The organism is Nostoc linckia z4 (assembly GCF_002608075.1).
Lineage (GTDB): Bacteria > Cyanobacteriota > Cyanobacteriia > Cyanobacteriales > Nostocaceae > Nostoc > Nostoc linckia.
Genome location: NZ_LAHA01000002.1, coordinates 81640 through 101854, shown reverse-complemented (window position 1 = coordinate 101854; position 20215 = coordinate 81640). Strand labels below are relative to the sequence as shown.

General features: G+C 41.6%; 20 protein-coding genes. 11 read left to right on the top strand and 9 right to left on the bottom strand.

Features of this window, described 5'->3' with window-relative positions; all coding sequences use genetic code 11:
- The first annotated feature begins 163 nt into the window (after positions 1 to 163).
- Entirely contained in the window at positions 164 to 1471 is a 1308-nt protein-coding gene (locus VF06_RS02765) for a pentapeptide repeat-containing protein (protein WP_099067199.1), read from the top strand.
- A 75-nt stretch (positions 1472 to 1546) separates the two neighbouring features.
- Here the strand turns inward: VF06_RS02765 and VF06_RS02760 are convergent, their stop codons facing one another.
- The 3 genes from VF06_RS02760 to VF06_RS02750 form a co-directional block, all read right to left on the bottom strand.
- Complete coding sequence (locus VF06_RS02760; RefSeq protein ID WP_099067198.1) at positions 1547 to 1759, bottom strand: type II toxin-antitoxin system HicB family antitoxin; 213 nt, start codon at positions 1757 to 1759, stop codon at positions 1547 to 1549.
- 131 nt (positions 1760 to 1890) lie between these two features.
- Positions 1891 to 2844 (bottom strand): heme o synthase, encoded by a 954-nt coding sequence (locus VF06_RS02755; protein WP_099067197.1) that lies wholly within the window; start codon positions 2842 to 2844, stop codon positions 1891 to 1893.
- Positions 2845 to 3015: 171 nt separating this feature from the next.
- Complete coding sequence (locus VF06_RS02750) at positions 3016 to 3951, bottom strand: COX15/CtaA family protein (protein ID WP_099067196.1); 936 nt, start codon at positions 3949 to 3951, stop codon at positions 3016 to 3018.
- Positions 3952 to 4402: 451 nt separating this feature from the next.
- Between VF06_RS02750 and VF06_RS02740 the strand changes: the two genes are divergently transcribed.
- The 5 genes from VF06_RS02740 to VF06_RS02720 all read left to right on the top strand — a co-directional run bounded on the left by VF06_RS02740 (position 4403) and on the right by VF06_RS02720 (position 11363).
- Positions 4403 to 5494, top strand: a complete 1092-nt coding sequence (locus VF06_RS02740) for a cytochrome c oxidase subunit II (protein ID WP_099067194.1) — start codon at positions 4403 to 4405, stop codon at positions 5492 to 5494.
- A 67-nt stretch (positions 5495 to 5561) separates the two neighbouring features.
- On the top strand, positions 5562 to 7298 hold the full coding sequence (gene ctaD, locus VF06_RS02735) for a cytochrome c oxidase subunit I (RefSeq protein ID WP_099067193.1): 1737 nt from the start codon (positions 5562 to 5564) through the stop codon (positions 7296 to 7298).
- Positions 7299 to 7439: 141 nt separating this feature from the next.
- Positions 7440 to 8066 carry a cytochrome c oxidase subunit 3 gene (locus VF06_RS02730; RefSeq protein ID WP_099067192.1) on the top strand — a complete coding sequence of 209 codons (627 nt, stop codon included), beginning with the start codon at positions 7440 to 7442 and terminating at the stop codon, positions 8064 to 8066.
- A gap of 566 nt (positions 8067 to 8632) precedes the next feature.
- Positions 8633 to 9841: a serine/threonine-protein kinase gene (locus VF06_RS02725; RefSeq protein ID WP_244917964.1), complete on the top strand. Its 1209-nt coding sequence runs from the start codon at positions 8633 to 8635 to the stop codon at positions 9839 to 9841.
- A gap of 442 nt (positions 9842 to 10283) precedes the next feature.
- Complete coding sequence (locus VF06_RS02720; RefSeq protein WP_099067190.1) at positions 10284 to 11363, top strand: PstS family phosphate ABC transporter substrate-binding protein; 1080 nt, start codon at positions 10284 to 10286, stop codon at positions 11361 to 11363.
- Between the two features lie 454 nt (positions 11364 to 11817).
- Here the strand turns inward: VF06_RS02720 and VF06_RS02715 are convergent, their stop codons facing one another.
- The 4 genes from VF06_RS02715 to VF06_RS02700 form a co-directional block, all read right to left on the bottom strand.
- Positions 11818 to 12000, bottom strand: coding sequence for a hypothetical protein (locus VF06_RS02715; protein WP_099067189.1), 183 nt, complete (start codon positions 11998 to 12000; stop codon positions 11818 to 11820).
- Between the two features lie 388 nt (positions 12001 to 12388).
- The gene (locus VF06_RS02710) at positions 12389 to 12820 is read right to left on the bottom strand and encodes an S-layer homology domain-containing protein (protein ID WP_244917963.1); all 432 of its coding nucleotides are present in this window, start codon (positions 12818 to 12820) and stop codon (positions 12389 to 12391) included.
- A 154-nt stretch (positions 12821 to 12974) separates the two neighbouring features.
- The gene (locus tag VF06_RS02705) at positions 12975 to 13946 is read right to left on the bottom strand and encodes an Npun_F2552 family protein (RefSeq protein WP_099067188.1); all 972 of its coding nucleotides are present in this window, start codon (positions 13944 to 13946) and stop codon (positions 12975 to 12977) included.
- Positions 13947 to 14256: 310 nt separating this feature from the next.
- A complete protein-coding gene (locus VF06_RS02700; protein ID WP_099067187.1) occupies positions 14257 to 15672 on the bottom strand; it encodes an aspartate ammonia-lyase in 1416 nt (471 codons plus the stop codon).
- A 222-nt stretch (positions 15673 to 15894) separates the two neighbouring features.
- Between VF06_RS02700 and VF06_RS02695 the strand changes: the two genes are divergently transcribed.
- The 4 genes from VF06_RS02695 to VF06_RS02680 all read left to right on the top strand — a co-directional run bounded on the left by VF06_RS02695 (position 15895) and on the right by VF06_RS02680 (position 17640).
- Positions 15895 to 16458, top strand: coding sequence for a Uma2 family endonuclease (locus tag VF06_RS02695; RefSeq protein WP_099067186.1), 564 nt, complete (start codon positions 15895 to 15897; stop codon positions 16456 to 16458).
- Between the two features lie 126 nt (positions 16459 to 16584).
- Positions 16585 to 17103 carry a CDP-diacylglycerol--glycerol-3-phosphate 3-phosphatidyltransferase gene (pgsA, locus tag VF06_RS02690; protein WP_099067185.1) on the top strand — a complete coding sequence of 173 codons (519 nt, stop codon included), beginning with the start codon at positions 16585 to 16587 and terminating at the stop codon, positions 17101 to 17103.
- An 88-nt stretch (positions 17104 to 17191) separates the two neighbouring features.
- Complete coding sequence (locus VF06_RS02685; RefSeq protein ID WP_099067184.1) at positions 17192 to 17419, top strand: type II toxin-antitoxin system HicA family toxin; 228 nt, start codon at positions 17192 to 17194, stop codon at positions 17417 to 17419.
- Positions 17416 to 17640, top strand: coding sequence for a type II toxin-antitoxin system HicB family antitoxin (locus tag VF06_RS02680; RefSeq protein WP_099067183.1), 225 nt, complete (start codon positions 17416 to 17418; stop codon positions 17638 to 17640). Before VF06_RS02685 ends, VF06_RS02680 begins: the two co-directional genes overlap by 4 nt.
- 219 nt (positions 17641 to 17859) lie before the next feature.
- Here the strand turns inward: VF06_RS02680 and VF06_RS02675 are convergent, their stop codons facing one another.
- Positions 17860 to 18738: an SMP-30/gluconolactonase/LRE family protein gene (locus VF06_RS02675; protein ID WP_099067182.1), complete on the bottom strand. Its 879-nt coding sequence runs from the start codon at positions 18736 to 18738 to the stop codon at positions 17860 to 17862.
- 174 nt (positions 18739 to 18912) lie between these two features.
- Positions 18913 to 19851 carry an NAD-dependent epimerase/dehydratase family protein gene (locus VF06_RS02670; RefSeq protein WP_099067181.1) on the bottom strand — a complete coding sequence of 313 codons (939 nt, stop codon included), beginning with the start codon at positions 19849 to 19851 and terminating at the stop codon, positions 18913 to 18915.
- A gap of 111 nt (positions 19852 to 19962) precedes the next feature.
- Between VF06_RS02670 and VF06_RS38865 the strand changes: the two genes are divergently transcribed.
- The gene (locus VF06_RS38865) at positions 19963 to 20163 is read left to right on the top strand and encodes a hypothetical protein (RefSeq protein ID WP_143861643.1); all 201 of its coding nucleotides are present in this window, start codon (positions 19963 to 19965) and stop codon (positions 20161 to 20163) included.
- Positions 20164 to 20215: the final 52 nt, after the last annotated feature.

The following is a 20215-nucleotide window of genomic DNA, read 5'->3' as shown; positions in this document are numbered from 1 at the left end:
CTTTTTACAGCCGAATATATACAGATTACTTTACCAATGTTACTTTGTCAACACTAGCGTTATTAGTTTATTTAGTGTTATTACGGAAGCGTTACTAATATCTGCTAGTGGTGATATTGTTATAGACTTCTTGATTAAGTTTTAAGTACTGAATAGAGAATTTATGAGAAAAATTTGCTGTAGGTTAAAGGATTTTATGGAAAAAGGGGATTTATCCCAATACCAACTAGCCAAAATAACTGGTATTAGTGTTAATGCCATTGGGAGGCTTTACAAGGAAGAGTTTGACCGTATTGACTGTAACACGGCTGCGGTTTTGTGCGAGTACTTCCACTGTGACTTAGGCGAGCTGTTTCCACTTGTAGCTGTCTCCTCAGCACGAGTAAAAGAGGATGAAATTTTACAAAAATATCAAGCTGGAGAGAGAGACTTTTCTGGAGTAGACCTGACAGAGGCAAATCTCAGTAGTGTAAACTTAAGCGGCGTAAACCTAACTAGAGCTATTCTTGCTAGAGCCATCCTACAAAAGGCTGATTTAAGCAAGGTAAATTTGGATCAAGCAGACTTGGGACAAGCAAATATGGAAGGGGTCAACCTAAATTCTGCGAGCCTAAGAGCAGCAAAGCTTAGTTCAGCTAAATTAGTTTCTGCAAAACTGAGCTATGCCGAACTGACTGAGGCTGATCTCAGTGAGGCTGACCTAGACAAAGCAGATATGAGATGGGCAAACCTCAGTAGAGCAATCTTAAAAGGAGCAAAATTACATGATACAGATATAGTTAGAGCTAATTTAAGACAAGCAGACTTGACGAATGCCAAACTCAGAAACGCAAATTTGAGTTGGGTCGACTTACGTGAAGTCAAGCTTATGAATGCTGATCTTACTAATGCGAGGCTAGAAGGCGCCAGCCTAACTGATACTGATCTCAGTAAAGTGAATCTTACTAGAGCCAATCTTAATTACGCTGACCTTAGCAGAGCCAACCTTAATAATGCTGACCTGATTAATGCCGAATTAACTAAAGTAAATCTCAGTGGAGCTAATCTTAGCCAAGCTAATCTTAGCCAAGCTAACCTAACTCAAGCCAACTTTCAAGACACTAATATAAGTAATATCATTTTGACTGGTGCCAATTTGAGCCACACAAACTTGAGTGGCTTTAATCTCAATAGTATTAATTTAAGTGGGGCTAATTTAAGAGGTGCTAATCTCAGTAATGCCTCTCTAAAGGGTACGAACTTTAGTCACGTCAAATTGGATGATACAGATATGAAGTATGCTGACTTAACTGATGCTGACTTAACTGGGACAGATATTTATGGTAAAGACCAGTATGGTGTGATACAGCCGAAGGCGGACATAAGGGGAACAACACTACCTGAAGGAGATGTTTACAATGATGATATGAGTAATGATAATGATATGGATTATGAGCGCAGTCCTGAAGACAAGTTATCTGAACATTTCTAGTGGTTAGGCTTGAATTGATTTTTGCTCAGAGAGTGATTGCAATAGTATTTGATCGAGTTTCGTGAATTAGATAACTTACCCATCAAGTATGGGTAGAGTATGACCCAAACGCAATCCCAGTAAAATCCATCCTTCTAGACTATCTTGCAAATCTTCTCGGCAAGCTTCTAGTGTTGTAGCGTTTGCCCAAACTCCTTGACATTCTGGAATTTCGCCATAGAAAGTTCCATCTTCAAGCAACTCGTAAGTTGCTTTGTGCATTGCTGTACGAATGTAATTTGTCAACATTTATATTTTTTACAACTTCATTCAGCTTTTTAATCAATTTTGTGATAGTTAAAATTTTACTTATAATTTTTAATTTATAAAAATGCGATCGCGCCACTTTACCAAACGCGATCGCATTAATTTTTCTCGCCTTAACTAATAAAATGCAGTCTATTAATTACTGCACTAATTAGATGATGAGTAATAGGCAAACTATCAATTACCATTCCCAGACACAACAGCATCATGTAGGAAATGGAATAGAGAAATAACTCTCTAGCGACAGTACGATCTTCTGGATTTTGCAACAATCGCCAAGATTTGTGGATAAATAATCCTCCCAAACTCAGAGCGATCGCAGCATAAAAAACTCCACTCGCACCTAAGGGATAAACTAATAACACTGTTGCAACGACAGTAATCAAGGTATAGTACCAAATTTGCCGCACTGTTGCCGTATCCCCTTTAACTACTGGTAGCATCGGTATCCCGACTTTTGCGTAGTCGTCCCGAATCATCAAAGCTAGCGCCCAGAAATGTGGCGGTGTCCACAAAAAGACGATGGCAAAAATTAACCATGCTGCCCAGCTTAAAGTGCCGGTGACAGCAGCCCAACCCACCAAAGCTGGAATTGCTCCAGCCGCACCACCAATGACAATATTTTGGGTGCTGTGGCGTTTTAGCCAGTGGGTATAGACCAAAACATAAAAGACGATGCCAGAGAAAGCTAGCACCGCAGCTAACAAATTGGCGAAAACTGCCAGTAGTGTAAACGAAAGTGTTGCTAGAGCGATCGCAAAAATTAGAGCATCGCGCGGCTGCACCTTACCGGAAGGCATGGGGCGATGACGAGTCCGCTCCATGTCATAATCAATATCCCGGTCGTAGATACAATTAATTGTCTGGGCGCTTGCAGCAGCCAGAGTGCCACCAGTCAGAGTTACTAGTAACAGCAATGGGTCTACCTGTCCCTTAGCAGCAATCCACATACTGCCAGCTGTGGTAATCAAAAGCAACGGAATAATCCGAGGTTTAGTTAGCTGGTAGTAACTTTGAATTACTTGGATAAAAGTTTGGTGGTGGCGAGAGACATTAGTCTCAATCATGTTGACTCTGGTTCCTTATTTTTCAATAACTTATATGCAGCCCCCGCTCAAGCTGGCTCTTTCGGCCGAACGAAAATACTTTTTCACACCTTCGTGGGTCCCATTATCAGTGCTGAGTTAGGAGTTAGGAGTGAGGATTTATTCTCCTTGTCCCCTTGTCACCTTGTCTCCTTACTCAGCACTCAGCACTCGTGACTCAGCACTAACTGAATCACGCAATGAGAGAACTGTGAAAGCCACTAAAGTACCAAGCAAAGCAGCTCCTACAGCTTGGTGAGACACAGTGAGAGGTTCGACTTGGAGGTGTAATTTGAAAGTGGCGACTCCTAACAAAATTTGTAAGCTCAACAATGCGCCAGCCATATTTGCCAGTCGCCGCAAGGCTGGATGTAGCGCCGGTGTACGCCAACTGAAAAATACCATTGCCAAGGTTGCCACAGTTGGCGGCACCAAACCAGCAATATGGCTGTACATTACGGTACAAAGTTGAGAATCGCCGAAGCATTGGTGTAGCGCCCAACGAGATCCTACTAAAGCACCTAAGAGACTTTGCAGGTAAACCAAAACAGCAGCAGTTAAACCGACCCAAGGCAACTTACCAACGGTTCCAGTCCCCTGATAGGGTGTGAGTGCGGTGCCGATAATCAACAGAGTGGTAAAAAACAATAACGCCGTTCCGAGATGGGCGGTAACGATATCAAACCGCAACAATTCGGTGACGGTGAGTCCTCCTAAGACACCTTGGAAGACGATGAGAAACAGGGCGAATGTAGATGCCCAAGGCAGCCAACTGGGTAGCGAGCGACGGTGCCACCAGGATAAACCAAAAAGTGCGATCGCGCTGACACCAATTAAGGCAGCATCTAATCTGTGAAACCACTCTAAGAATACCTGGAAATTCATTTGCTTGGCTGGCACCAATTCGCCATAGCACAAGGGCCAATCTGGGCAAGCAAGCCCAGCATTCATCACGCGGGTGGCAGAACCTATCGCCATCAAAATCAAAGTGGCTATGCACATTCTCCACACCAAGCGACGAATCATTTCCTTGGGCTTTTGTTGCTGAAGAGCCGCTTCATTTTGTTGTTGTAGGACAATTTCATTCATGAACAGTACCTTCTGCCCGCTCTTGGTGGATCTCTAATAGATTCTTAATTTTCAATACTGAACAGACACTTTGCAAGAGCGGGGGAACCCCGACAAGCAAGTGTCCTCCCCATCTCCACCCTAGCGTATACTCTAGGGGTTTATAGATTGGCACTCACTTATACTTTGAATCACTCTCGCTATGTTTTGCCTGAAGCTTTAGGTATTTTTCAAGATGTGAAAAATTTATTGGTGGCAGTTAATTTAACCATCCTAAATTTTTCCTTAAATTTTTCTACTGATTTGCATCTATTTTTGGGAATATCTGTTAGTCACCTTGTACTCAAAATTAGTAAGATAGTCAAAAAAATTAATAAAAATTTCAGATAATTGAACTCTATGTCTCATAGCCTAGACTACCTTAGTAAGTGAGCAGCTTTAAGATAACGTAGTAAATTCAATCAAGTAAGCCGTGAAGATTCCAAGTTCAATATGGACATTACTCATTGGCATCGTGCTAACCCTCACCAGTATTTGGTACGGTCAAAATCATGGTCTGTTGCCAGCAGCAGCCACTGATGAAGCCGTCTTAGTCGATGGTCTATTCAATGCGATGATGGTCGTTTCTACAGGTATATTTCTGATAGTCGAAGGTGTTTTGATTTACTCTGCATTTAAATACCGTCGGCGTGCAGGTGATAATGAAGACGGGCCACCAGTTGAGGGCAATGTACCTTTAGAAATACTCTGGACGGCGATCCCAGCAATTATCGTTATCGGTATTTCTGTTTACAGTTTTGATGTGTACAACGAAATCGGTGGCTTCGATCCTCATGCCATCCATGAAGCCCCGATTACTCAACAACAGTCGATGACAATGCCTGGGCATGGAAGTGCCATAGCTGCAACATTGAGCGATACACCTCCTAGCACCGAACCCAACCTCAATCAAGAAAAATCTGATGAGGCTATGCAAGACCCAGCGACAGCAGAAGTCCGCAATGCTGACCAAATTCCCCAAAAGCGGGATGCTCCAGGTGTCGGTAGTGTTGCTCCCACAATTGGAGGCAGTCCCGATAAAGCAGGTAAACCAGCAGCATTGCAAGTCAACGTCACCGGTCTACAATATGCCTGGATTTTCACATATCCAGAAACTGGGATAACCACAGGTGAACTGCACGTTCCCATCGGTAAAGAAGTGCAAATTAATATGACAGCCAACGATGTGATCCACGCTTTCTGGGTGCCAGAGTTCCGTCTCAAACAAGATGCAATCCCCGGTAGGCAAAGTGAGATTCGCTTCACACCCAACACAGTAGGTGATTATGCTCTAATTTGTGCTGAACTTTGTGGCCCATACCACGGCGCTATGAGAACAACAGTGGTAGTTGAGCCACAAGAAGCATTTGAGCAATGGCAACAAGAGCAGTTAGTTGCCAGTAAAGAAACTCTAAATAAAGCTGTTGCCCTTAACCCTGCGGATTTATCCCCACATGAATTTCTTGCCCCCTACACAAAGGATATGGGAATTCAACCAGAAATGCTCCATCAAATTCACCACTAGTCAATATGTCATTTAGTCAAAATCTAATGACTAATGACTAATGACTAATGACTAATGACTCACTCCTATGACACAAGCTCAGTTACAAGAAACTGCCAATATTCCCGCTCATGGTGAAGAACCACCAGTGAGGAAATGGCAAGATTACTTTACCTTTAATACCGACCATAAGGTAATTGCGATTCAATATCTAGTCACCACATTCATTTTTTACTGTATTGGTGGCGTGTTGGCTGACTTAGTTCGTACAGAACTACGGACGCCAGAAGTAGATTTTGTCACCCCAGAAGTCTACAACAGCTTGTTTACGCTGCACGCTACAATCATGATTTTTTTGTGGATCGTGCCAGCTGGTGCGGGTTTTGCTAACTTCTTGATCCCCTTGATGATTGGGGCCAAGGATATGGCATTCCCACGCTTGAATGCTGTTGCTTTTTGGATGATTCCGCCTTCCGGTTTGTTGCTCATCGCTAGTTTAGTGGTCGGTGATGCCCCCGATGCAGGTTGGACTTCCTACCCTCCCCTGAGCTTGGTAACAGGTCAAGTAGGTGAGGGAATTTGGATTATGAGTGTCCTCCTACTCGGTACATCATCGATTTTGGGGGCAATTAATTTCCTCGTCACATTGCTGAGGATGCGTATCCCAGGCTTGGGATTCAATCAATTGCCTTTGTTCTGCTGGGCGATGTTTGCCACTTCAGCCTTGACTCTGGTATCTACGCCAGTGTTAGCAGCAGGTTTGATTCTGCTGGCTTTTGACTTATTTGCCGGGACGACATTTTTTAATCCCACTGGGGGCGGCGATCCTGTTGTTTACCAGCACATGTTCTGGTTTTACTCGCACCCAGCAGTTTACATTATGATTTTGCCTTTTTTTGGGGCAATTTCAGAAGTTATCCCCGTGCATTCTCGCAAGCCAATTTTTGGTTATAAAGCGATCGCCTACTCTTCCCTGGCCATCAGTTTTTTAGGGCTAATCGTTTGGGCACACCACATGTTTACCAGTGGTATCCCCGGTTGGCTGCGGATGTTCTTTATGATCACCACCATGATCATCGCCGTACCCACTGGTATTAAAATATTCAGCTGGTTGGCAACCATGTGGGGCGGAAAAATTCAACTCAACTCCCCTATGCTATTCGCAATGGGCTTTGTTGGTACCTTTGTGATTGGTGGTATCAGTGGTGTGATGCTAGCAGCAGTACCCTTTGATATTCACGTCCACGATACCTATTTTGTAGTGGCACACTTGCACTACGTTTTGTTTGGTGGTAGCGTTCTGGGCATTTACGCAGCGATTTACCACTGGTTCCCGAAAATGACGGGACGAATGCTCAATGAATTTTGGGGTAAAGTTCACTTTGCCTTGACAATCGTCGGTTTAAACATGACCTTCTTACCCATGCACAAACTAGGGATGATGGGCATGAACCGCCGTATTGCTCAGTACGATCCCAAATTTACTTTACTCAATGAAATCTGCACCTATGGTGCTTATATCCTGGCAGTCTCCACATTTCCCTTCATTATCAATGCAATTTGGAGTTGGTTGTACGGAGAAAAAGCTGGTAATAATCCCTGGAGGGCACTAACCTTAGAGTGGATGACTACCTCACCGCCAGCGATCGAAAATTTTGAAGTCACCCCAGTACTAGTTACAGGCCCCTACGACTACGGCTTGGAAAAGGCTAAAGAAGGTGTACCCTTATCTGACCCCAATCCAGTCTTGTCTGCTGGCCCAAACTCCGTATTAAGAGCAAAACCCGACCCAGCGGTTGCTGCTAATCCGGAAGATCGGAAATAAATTTATTGGGGCATTGGGCATTGGGCATTGGGTATGGAAAGAAGACAAGAGCAAAGACTTACTCTAACTTCTCCCCTACTTCCCCATGCCCCATACCCCATGCCCCATGCCCTATTCCCCAATCTACATTTATCAAGATTCATGCAAAGTCAGACAATTGACCCAGCTAAAACTGAACTGAATCATCACCATACAGCAGAAGCAGCTGTCGGCCATCATGAAGAACATCCAGACCATCGTTTGTTTGGGCTAATTGTCTTCCTGATTGCTGAAGGAATGATTTTTATGGGACTATTCGGAGCCTATCTGGCTTTCCGTGCTACCATACCTGTTTGGCCTCCAGAAGGTACTCCAGAGTTAGAACTGTTGCTACCCGGTGTTAACACTGTGAACCTGATTGCTAGTAGTTTTGTGATGCACAATGCCGATACTGCTATCAAAAAGAATGATACGCAGGGAGCGCGGATTTGGCTAGCAATTACCGCTGCGATGGGTGCTGTGTTCCTGGTAGGACAAGTATATGAATATACTCATCTCGAATTTGGTTTAACTACCAATTTATTTGCCAGTGCATTTTATGTTTTGACTGGTTTCCACGGACTGCACGTTACCATCGGCGTTTTAGCGATTCTGGCCGTGTTGTGGCGATCGCGCGTTCAGGGACATTACAGTAGCGAAAAACACTTTGGCATTGAAGCCGCTGAAATTTACTGGCACTTTGTTGATGTGATTTGGATTATTTTGTTCGGATTACTGTATTTGCTGTGAGTATTAATTAGTTATTAGTTGTTCACTCCACGCGAACAACTTTACAAGCCTCCTTTGGAGGCTTTTTTATTTTCAGTATTCAGTGATACCAATTTGGAATTTTATAGCAAGGAACTGGGTAATTCAAGTCTCCACTCCCGAAGACTGAAATCAGGAGTGGTGTAGTTCTGTCAAGACGTAAATCGCTCGTAAAAGCTGGATAATAAACTTTCAAGCTATTGCCTGTTATCTATTCCGTGTTACTTATTGCTTTTTATACTAATATAAAGACATAGAGTTTTCATGAGTTAGGGTATTGCATTTACTTTATTCGTCAAAACTTGTATTATTTATATTTATTTATAAATAAAAAATTCAATTTCCAGCCCAATCATAAAGCTGCCTCCAAGCTATATGAACGGGAAGATAATTGCCTCAAAATTGACAAATCAAGGGGCGAGTATTCATTTTCTCACCCAAGCTATAAGAACCTCTGAATGGTCAGCAATTAGCAGTATAATATACGCCACATGAGCCAGAACCCTCTCATTAGAAAAACATTCAGGAGTAGCTTTGAGACCGTTAAAGTGTTAGAAAGCCCAGAATCAGGTAAAAACTACTCTTTAGCAAGTGTAATACGTAATAGATATCATCAGAGTTTTGTTAGAAAAACACTTAGGAATCGCTTTGAAATCATCAAGCAATTGGGCAGCGGGGGATCTGGGGATACATACTTAGCCATAGACCTAGACCTACCGGGAAGACCGCATTGTGTTGTTAAGCATTTCCACCCAAAAGATTCTAATCCTGCGGTGGGGGCGATCGCTAAAAAATTATTTGTCAGAGAAGCAGAAGTTTTATATCAGCTGGGTAACGACCACGAACAAATTCCGAGACTGTTTGCTCATTTTGATGAAGGTGGGGATTTTTATCTAGTCCAAGAATACATTGACGGTCATTCTTTGACTCAAGAAATTATCCCAGGGCAACGGCTGAGGGAAAATGCAGTCTTGATTTTATTAAAAGACATTTTGGAAGTGTTAGTCTTCGTTCACGAACACAACATTATTCACCGAGATATTAAGCCCCAAAATTTAATGCGGCGACACTCCGATGGCAAGATTGTGTTAATTGACTTTGGGAGTATTAAAAAAATTGGTGCTTTAGGAGCGGGTTTAACAGTTGTGGTTGGTACTCCTGGTTATATGCCAAGCGAACAAGCCAAGGGAAAGCCAAAACTTTCTAGCGATATCTATGCAGTAGGTATGATTGGTATTCAAGCTCTCACGGGCTTAGTACCAAGCCAACTACAAGAAGATCCTGAGACAGGAGAAGTAATTTGGCGGCATCACGCACAGGTAAGCGATGCTTTTGCTGATATTTTAGACAGAATGATTTGCGATCGCCATAGTCAACGTTATCAATCTGCCGCCGAAGCTTTGGAAGCCATTAATTCCTGTTTGCTGGGATTAGAGTCATCGCCATCTGCTGGTCAAAAGCAAAATATTATCGATAGCTATTTTTTAGCTTACAGGAATTTTATTTTGTTGTTGGGTATTGGACTGGGTGCTAGTACTAGTTTGATAGTAATTATATTAATCTATACATTCCTGAATGCAAGTACATTCTTGCCACAGCAACCTACTCAACTAAAAAATATCATACAAAAATTTATTCATCAGTCACAGTTAACTAATTTAAATAACTTAAATAGCAACACAGAATTAAAGAAAAGCAATTGCAGCATTGCCAATAGCACCGAAGAAATTAAATTTAATTGTCTTAGAGACAATTAAGAACTTTTAAGTAAATAAATTAGGACTTACGCAAAAACTCTCTTAGACTCTTATTTCTCTGAGGGAAGCCTCTTAACCCGTTTAAAGCACTGGTTCCTGTTGATCCTTTAACTTTGTTCAGCCTTGACTGTCAACCGTCAACAGTTAACAATCTTTTGTGGAATATTTTTTTACTTGGAAGTCCCTTAACAACCGTATTAGCTTACAAATTGCACAACATCAAGTTAATTGGCTGTTAAAAATTAACTATCAACCATCAACAATCAACAACTAAGATAAAAACATACGCAAGTTAAATGCGTGACTACTTAGCTATAAAAAATTGCTTTAGGACTTACTGATAAAAGCTTTATCTAAAACTTAAATATCTACAGATTTTTATAGTGTAAATACGGAGAAATTACTGTAGTATAAATACAATCAATAAACAAAATTTAAAGATATGGACAATACAAACCAAAGAAAAACTTTAATTAACAGCGAAATAGCCCTGTTTCTCAGAGGTTTGATTATTGGTAAAGTATTAACACTGATGGTTATTGGCGGATTGCTTTGGTGGTTACTCAAGCCAAATTTCTTATCTCGTAACAGTGTTAACTCTTACTCCCCTAATCAAAACGTAAACACCTCCTTTAGTGAAAGTTCGACTTTTCAGACAATTGTGGATGTTCCTAGCGGCTCATTTAACTACGGTGGTAGTACAGCTTGGGCATCTATCCGGCAATTAGTAGATTCTCAGATTCAAAGCGATCGCCCTGAACTACAATTACGCTACATAGACCCTATAAAAGACAGTCCTGGCTCTAGCTCTGGTATTCGTATGTTGCTCGATGGCAAATTAGACTTTGCTCAGACTTCCCGTCCCCTGACAGATGAAGAACAAGCAATTGCAACACAGCGAGGCTTTACCCTCGAACAGCGCCGGGTGGGTATTGATGGAATAGCAGTGGTAGTCAACCCATCACTCAAGGTATCAGGTTTAACTGTTGACCAATTGCAGCAGATTTATTCGGGGCAAATTACTAACTGGCAACAACTAGGTGGGCCCAACTTAGCTATCACACCTTTCTCTCAACGACCAGAAAATGCAGATACACTAATATCCACGAGCAACAACAACTCAAAGGGGCAAGCACTTGGCTCCAATGTACAGTATGTCTACTCGACTACAGAGGCAGTACGCCAACTCAGCAAAACTCCTGGTGGCGTGTATTATGCTTCTGCCCGTTCAGTAATTCCTCAGTGTACTGTCAAAGCTTTACCATTGGGTCGCACTTCTGGTGAGTTAATCCCCCCCTACCGCGAACCTCTAGTATCAGCTGAAAATTGCCTACGTCAGCGCAATCAAGTAAATACTGAGGCTATTAAAAATGGTAGTTATCCAATTACTGCTGATATGTTTGTGATTATTAAGCAGAATAAAGGGCGAGAACAGCAAATAGGCGATGCCTACGCCAAACTTTTATTAACTGAACAGGGGCAAAAAGCAATTGAGCAAGCTGGTTTTGTGGGAGTTCGTTAATCAAATCTCCAAGATAATTAAATGTTATTAGTTTGTGACAGAGTGCTGCACAAAAGCTGACAACATTAGACTTCTTGCAGAAGTCGGGAAAAAGGGAAGGGGAAAGGGGGTGCATGTTTGGTATTTTCCCTTTCCCCTTTAACCCCTTCGGGGTTCGCCAGTCGCTCATGGGGGAAACCCCCAAGACCGCGCTGGCTCACCTTTTCCCTTTGACCACAAGATTCCAAAAAGCACTTTTGCAAGAGGTCTATTGATGCAGGCAATGTACAGCGCCCAGCCACAGAGAGTTTCAATCAGCCTAAATTATTACTCACTGGGCGATTGGAAATCGCAGCTACACAGATTAAATCCACCTACATAGGTTTGAAAAACTTGATTTGGTGTTAGTCCAGGCAGGTGTACTAAGCTTTGTGTAGTAGCGAATTCCATTCGCCCAATACTTTTCAAACATCCTCTAAGCAGCTGTATCGGAACGTTCTATTTGCTGCCGAATGGTTTCAATAGAAGCATTAATACCAGCCAGCTTTGACTCGAAATCATCTCGCAGCCAAATCAAGAATTTTAATTTCCGTTCTAAGCTAGCTTTGTGCGAAATGGGCTGGCTTCCATAACAGGCATTACCCCAAAAAGGAAACATAATTTACCTCTGTATTTAGCTGTTGTAGGAGTGCAGTATATTGCACCATTATATTTTGACTAATAACAATCAGACTGGTGTGTGTAATAACCGATCTTTATTGTACGGGCTTAACGAATGCTTGCTAAAAATTGTCCCAACAGATGATGAAATTATTCCATTGGATAGGCATTAATTTTTTCTAGATCTTCTTTTGGGAAACATTTGAAGTAAATATAGGAATTCTATTTCAGTTGTGAATAATATCGGTGTTGATTGTTGACTGTTGACCGTTGACAGTCAACAAACCTAACACGTAATATTTCACAAATGATTTAGGATTGCTATATTAAATTGGCAATACGGTTTGGATAAGCAGTATGAACTTCCCTTGTGGTCTGGGAAAAGGTTAAGGGGTAAAGGATGTATTTGAAACCTTTCCCCTTTGCCCTTTCCCCTTTAACCGAACCGTATTAGGAGGTATGGTATCGACTCGTTCGTGCAGTTCTTGAAGTTGTTGGTTTAATTCCCTCTGTCGTTTGATTAAAATTTCCAAATCTTGCTTTGTTGCTAAATCTGCTCTACCGGGAATGACTTGATTTAGCTGATTTAGGCACGTATCCAAGCCAGCAGCAAATTCATAGCGCGTAACTGGGCGCGAACCTTGATATGTTTCGTCAGGATACCCAGATAGACAACCTTTCTGGGGAACTGTGTTGTGTCCATCCCTTGGTATTTGTGACCAAGTTTTTGATGGATAAAAAATAATTGTTGTCAGCGCCAAGGTAGTTGTAAGAGTGGCGAGTGGAAGCAAGTTAGTAATTAATGACATCTTAAACATTGGTCACAGCTACAAAGCATTTCTTTTTCACTTTATCAACTGGAAGATAATGGAACTGCAAATCAAGGATTTGTTCGTTATTAAGAACGTAAATACACTTACAACCCTGACAAATGATAATTTTTGCTAGTTAGCTTTATTTGCATCAGTCTAGTTAATTCCTTGCATAAACACTCATTGGTTCCTTGATAAACCGGGTGTAAAGATGCTTAAACGTAGATTTAATCACGCGGGGCATACCAAAATCAATGGGCATTAATTTATCTGGTAGCCGCCAATCTTCTACTTTTAATAAGTCAGGATTTAAATGTGGAAATTCGATGTTAGCAAGTTCTGGACAAATTCCTAATTTTTGAGAAGCTGCAACTGTTGGTACTTGTTCCGGAGGAACATTGAGGATTTCCACCATTGCTCGATCTAAAGCAAATATATCTGATGCAGCTGCTAAAATGCCTAGTTGGCGAGGTTCGCCGTTACTAGGGCCGTTACCTTCATGACCGATGATGCCATCTAAGATGGTTAAGTTGGGGTTAATTGCCCTGGCGGTTTCTACTAACATTTGGGCAAATCTGTCGGTGTCTTTGCCGGCTTCCATGTGCCACCAAGCTTTCATTTTGCCGGGGACGCAACCGAACAAGTTTTTGACACCCAAGGTTAATGTTAATTGGGCATGGGATTTGACTTTCGGTAGGTTAATCACCACATCTGCTTCCATCGCTTCTTTAGACAAGCGCAGGTGGTTAAAATTCTGACTCACAGTTTGGTAACGCTGTCCGTGAAAATCGATGATGGGAAGCTTGAGTTCTTCTAAAATAGGCAGATAGCCATTGGCCACCGCTACTCCCTTGGCGCTACCAAAAGCCGGACTATCACCCAAAAATGGCTTACCGCCGACTTCAATTACCATTTGGGCAACTGCGTAAACTAGTTCGGCACGGGTGATACACTCTTTACCAGGACGCGCACCTGTGAGGAGATTGGGTTTGAGTAAAACGCGATCGCCTTTTTTCACAAATGCTGCCATTCCTCCAAAAGGTTCCAGCAATATCACTAGAGATTCCCGTAAAGCCTCTAGTTCGTAGGAAGTAGCCCGAATCAAGCTAACGGATGATTTTTGAGTTTGCATAGATAATAAATCACAAGTAATAAACAGCGCCAACAGTCAAAGCCCTTAGGGCTGTTAAAAGGTTAAAGGTTAAAGGGAACCCCATAACTCAAGTTAGGGGCTTGATACAAGCACACTGCATTTCTCGTACTACGTATCTTAAAATACATCTTTTTCTTTTTTCCATGTTTAAAAACTCTTTCTTGTATCCTTTCTCCCTTCCCCTTCCCCCTTACCCTTTTCCCTACTTCTGCAAGAAGTCTATCCAAATGTAGAGACTAGCAGTGCTACGTCTCTACAAAGATTTTGATATCATCCAGAATCGTTGTTTTTATTCTCGACTCAGAGGTAAGATAGCACTCATTTGTTCTAGATTTAACACTGTAGCTAAGTCTGCTTCATTCATTAATCCTCGTTCTAGGACGATTTGCCGTAGGGATTTACCAGTTTCTAAAGATTCTTTGGCCACAGCTGCGGCGTTTAAATAACCAATGTGAGTGTTGAGTGCAGTTACCAAAGCTAAACTGCCTTCGGCGTATGCTAAACAACGTTCTTTGTTGGCTGTAATTCCCTCGATGCAACGTTTGGTGAGGGCGGCGATGGTATTACCCAAAATTTCGATGCTGTGAATTAGGTTATAGGCAATTAACGGCATCATGACGTTTAATTCTAATTGTCCCGCTTGGGCGGCAATAGCGATCGCATTGTCGTAACCCATCACCTGAAAACATACCATTGATGTCATCTCCGCCATCACTGGGTTATATTTTCCTGGCATAATTGAGGAGCCTGGTTGCACTGGCGGCAGTTGAATTTCTTTAAAACCAGTTTTTGGCCCTGAATCCATCAACCGCAAGTCATGAGAGATTTTCGCTAAATCCTGGGCTAAGTTCCGCAAAGCACCGGAAACGTTGACAAATGGTGCCATACTTTGCATGGCAGCCATTAGGTGGGGTGCAGGTTCTAGGGGGGTGTCAATTAACTCTGAGAGAACTTCCACAACACGGGCGCGATAAAGAGGATGAGTATTTAACCCCGTTCCCGCTGCACTACCTCCCAAACCCAGCACCATCAAATCTCCGGAGGCGGTGTAAATCCGGTTTTGGTGTTCTGTGAGGATTTGTGCCCAAGCCCGAAAATTTTCACCCAAGCGTACAGGTACAGCGTCTTGTAAATGAGTTCTGCCGGATTTGACGATATCTTGAAATTCTCCAGCTTTGTTTTCTAAGGTGGCGATCGCTTCTTCTAAAGCTGGGTGTAATGTGTGAGTAAGTGCCAATAATCCACCAATTCTAATTGCTGTGGGAATTACATCATTGGTAGACTGTCCATAGTTAACGTGATCGTTAGGACTAATACGTTTATAATTGCCCTTTTCATCGCCAAGAATTTCTAAGGCGCGATTTGCTAAAACTTCATTGACATTCATGTGGTGCGAAGTTCCCGCACCCGCTTGATAAACATCCACAACAAACTGTTCCCGCAACTTCCCGGCTAAAATTTCATCGGTTGCTTGCACAATGGCCTGACTAATATCTTGGGGAATGCAACCAAGTTCACCATTCACAATTGCTGTAGCTTTTTTAATTAATAAACAAGCATCTACGTAAGTAGGTAAAGGCTTAATGCCACTGATAGGGAAATTTTCTATTGCTCGTAGTGTTTGAATGCCGTAATAAACATCACTAGCTATTTGGCGATCGCCCATTGAATCGCGTTCGACGCGAAATTCTATCTTGTCAGTCATAGTATTGTTTAGATGATCTCAAAATACAAATCATGCCATGCAAATGATACCGACGCCATTTTTACAAAAAAATATGCTGAAACTCTGTTAGCTACAAATTTTTTCAATAATTAAATATTAGTCTCAATTTTTAGGAAAACGCGACAACTAACAACTAACTAAGCGCTGTCAAATCATTTAATTTCAGCTAAACTAACGTTTAAATAAGAGCAGGAAAATATTATGATTAAAACACCAACTCGCCGTATATCTTTAGAGGCATTTTTACAATTACCAGAAACGAAACCAGCCAGTGAATTTGTTGATGGTGAAATCATTCAAAAACCTATGCCTCAAGGAAAACATAGCAGACTTCAAGGTGGATTAGCGACTGCAATTAATCATGTCACAGAACCCACAAAAATCGCCCTAGCTTTTCCAGAATTACGCTGTACCTTTGGTGGACGTTCCACTGTTCCAGATGTTGCAGTATTCGCTTGGGAAAGAATTCCTATAGATGAAAAAGGCAATATTGCCAATGTATTTAATACATATCCAGATTGGACAATTGAAATTCTCTCACCTGAACAAAGTACCACCAAAGTTACCAAAAACATTTTACATTGTTTAAATCATGGTTCTCGCTTAGGTTGGTTAATTGACCCAGAGGAATATAGTGTTTTAGTGTATCCACCACAGCAACAACCAATGTATTTAGAGAACGAAGAAGATATCTTGCCAGTACCCGATTTAGTCAGCGATTTACATTTGACATTAGGGCAATTATTTGGTTGGTTAAAATTATGAAAACAGAATTCAGGAGTCAGTCGTCAGAATTCAGAATAAATTCTGTACGAGTGGTGACTGATTGATTCTGAATTCTGAATTCTGTATTCTGTATTCTTCTTCAAAGATAATTCCTCAACCCAAATCATGACTTTACCTAACTGGATTACTTTTTCTCGTTTGCTCGGTGTACCATTTTTGCTATATGGTTTGTACAACCCTACCTCTGAGGCTAGGTGGTTATGTTTGGCGATTTTTTTAGTGGCGGCGTTGACAGATTGGTTGGATGGCTATTTAGCAAGAAAACTTAACCAAATTAGTGATTTAGGTAAATTTCTTGACCCCTTAGTTGATAAATTTTTGGTACTTGCACCGTTAATGGTGTTGATTGAACTGGGAAAAGTGCCAGCATGGGGAGTGTTTTTGATTTTAGCGCGGGAATTAGCGATCGCTGGTTGGCGGGTGAATCAAACAACAATTACCGGGGCGAACATTTGGGGTAAACTCAAAACAGTTAGTCAAATAGTGGCGATCGCACTTTTAATTGCACCATTACCTGAAGTTTGGCAAATTCCATCTTTAATTGCTTTTTGGATTTCTGTTGCTTTAACTTTAATCTCTGGCGCTATTTATCTTTTACCCCAAAAAGCTAGCACTGCTGATTGAAAACATCTAATGTTTTGTAAGTTCAAGTGTAAAATTTCTCCATGTAATAATCACAAAATATTTGTAGCTAACTCATCAATTTCTTCCAGTGCCTAAAAAAATTCGGGAACTGAAAGCAATGCTCCTAAAAGCTGGATTTACTTATCGAAGTGGCAAAGGCAGTCATACAGTATGGAGCCATCCTTTGCTAATTTACAGCCTCACTTTGTCTGGTAAAGATGGAGCAGATGCAGACCGTTACCAGGAAAAAGATGTGAAAAATGCGCTCATAGAAGTAAAATACCTTGAGCAAGAAGACGGCAAAGGAGAAGAATGAAACCACAATATAGTATTCTAATTCAGTGGTCAAATGAAGATCAAAAATACATTGTTAGCTTACCTGAGTTTGGCCCCTACGCACACACTCATGGAAACACCTACGCTGATGCTCTCAAAAATGGTGAAGAAGTGCTAGAACTTTTGATTGAAGATTACCAAGCACAAGGAAAACCATTACCAGAACCTTTGACTGCAAATGTTTCGTTTCAGTTTGTGTAATCCTCACCTAATTATTAGCAGTTGTTAGCAATGAGCGCTCATTGATGGGAAATCAAAGGACAATTACCTGCACAAAGATTTGGCGTAAAGACTAAATTTAATTACTCTTTTTGACTTGCAAGACCTTTAAAACTCCACAATTGCAGTGTCCAACTCAAAACATGAGTTTTGATTCATTTCTACACTGGCTAAATTAACTCTTAGCTCAATACCAAATTCCTAAAAACTATAGCTTGGTAATCCAGTAACATCAGTTTCAACAGCAAATAAATCACCAGAGTAGAAACTTTTGTCAATCTCGGCTTGGCTGAGTCCAACTGAAGCAGTGGTAATATAAAGTGTTTGCAAATTTTCGCCACCAAAGGTGCAACTCGTAACGAGTGGAACGGGTAGCTTTATCCGCAATATCTCTTCACCTTGGGGATTGAAACAAATCACACACCATCCATTCCACATGGCTGACCAAATATTTCCTTGGCTATCTATAGTTAAACCATCTGGATAGAAAGATTCCTGAGTTAAATCAACAAAAATTCGGCGATTACTAATATTGCCTGTTACTGAATTAAAGTCATAAGCATATATTTTTTGTTGAGGAGAATCAGTTAAGTAAAATATATTTTCATCAGGACTCCAACCCAAACCATTAGATATAGTCAATCCTGTTTCCATCACATGTAATGAGCCATCAGCATCATAACGATAAAGACTAGCTTCTGGTTTTTCGACAGTAGACATTGAGCCAAACCAAAAGCGACCTTGGGTATCGCATTTAGCATCGTTGAGACGATTATTAGGTAGATTTTTTTCAACTTCCAAAATCGGGGTAACTTCACCTGTCTTGATATTGAGGAATGCTAGGTGATGGCGCAGTGCCATCGTTAATTTATCTTGACCTGCGATGGCGATCGCACCCAGCACATCTCCCACATCAAAAAAGCGATTTTCACCCGTTATTGGGTCGAATTGATGCACTCGATGGTTAAAAATATCTATCCAGTAAAGCAGCTTTTTAGTGGAGTCCCAAATCGGCCCTTCACCCAAACGGCAACGGGCTTCTAAAATATTATGGAGTGGATATTGTAAGACCTGGCTCATTTTTTTAACCAATAATAGTATTTACAGACACTAATTTCACTGAATTTTAGGCAATTATTAAAAAAGTTTGCCAAGCGCTGAAAAATTAGCGGCGAAATTACGAGAATTGGGCATTAACCCCGATGAAGAGTAATTAGTTGACTGTTGAGAGTCAGCAGTCAACTAATTTCCTAATTAAACAGCTTTTAAAATTTCTTCATCTAGAGAGAAATCCACTTCAGCTTTATCTCGGCCAGAAGCGAGATAATCATTTTCCAAAGAATCTTGTAATCCAGAAATTAAATCATATTCGGGATGCCAGTTTAATTCTGTTTGGGCTTTGTTTACTGAAGCAAAGAAATGTTGTACCCGCATCGGAAAAGCTTTGCGCTTGCCAAAATCAAACTTTTTCGGGTCATAATGGACGATTTTAACAGCATCAGGTGATTTACCAGCTGCTATAGCACTAGCACGGGCTAAACCATCAAAAGTAACAAAGCGATCGCCAGATACATTATAAATTTGTCCCACCGCTTGTTGATTGCCCAAAACTTGAGTCATTGCCTTTGCTAAATCTTTGACATGACCTAATTGGGTGATATGCAACCCATTTCCAGGGATAGGAACGGGGCGATCGCGGACAATTCTGTCAAAAAACCAGCTTTCTAAGTCATTATAATTACGCGGCCCGTAGATATAAGTGGGACGAATCGAAGTAAAGGGCAATCCCAGTTGAGTCAGGTAAGCTTCAGTTTCATGCTTACCCAAGTGGCGACTTTTTGGATCTACTGCATCGCCCTCCACATGGGGAAGTTGGTCAGATTTGAGATACACTCCTGCCGAACTCATGTATACAAAATGTTGCACTCGGTCTTGAAAAATCTCCGCAAGTGGTTGAGTATCACTGAGTTCTCGCCCATTATTGTCAAAAATGGCATCAAAATTTTCTTGTGACAATTTTGCTTTTAATTGGGCAGCATCGGTGCGATCGCCTATAATTTGTCCTACTCCCTGTAAAGAAGGTGCTGGCCGGTTTCCACGGTTAAACAGCACCACCTCATGTCCTTGTTCCACCAATTGTTGAGTTAAATAAACACCAATGAACCGAGTACCACCAATAATTAGAATTCGCATACCATTCCCATTCCTAGATCAGTTTTCTTTCAGCCACTGGGGATTGAGGGGAATAGGGAGGTAGGGAGGTAGGGAGACAAGGGAGACAAGGCAGACAAGGGAGATGGGGAGGTGGGAGGTAAGGGAAGAATAACTTTTAACTCCAAACTCCTCACTCCTCACTCTCAATGCCCCATGCCCCATGCCCCATACCCCATACCCCATGCCCCATACCCCATGCCCCAATCTGAGGTTATCAGGTTGCAGTATCCATCTGGAACCTGTGAAGGAAAGATTGCGTCTGTGGCTATAATCTGGGGCGCTTCCCATTAATTACAAAGGGAAACTTTTCAGTTAACCTCATCAGTAGCTTAACGATTTTCTA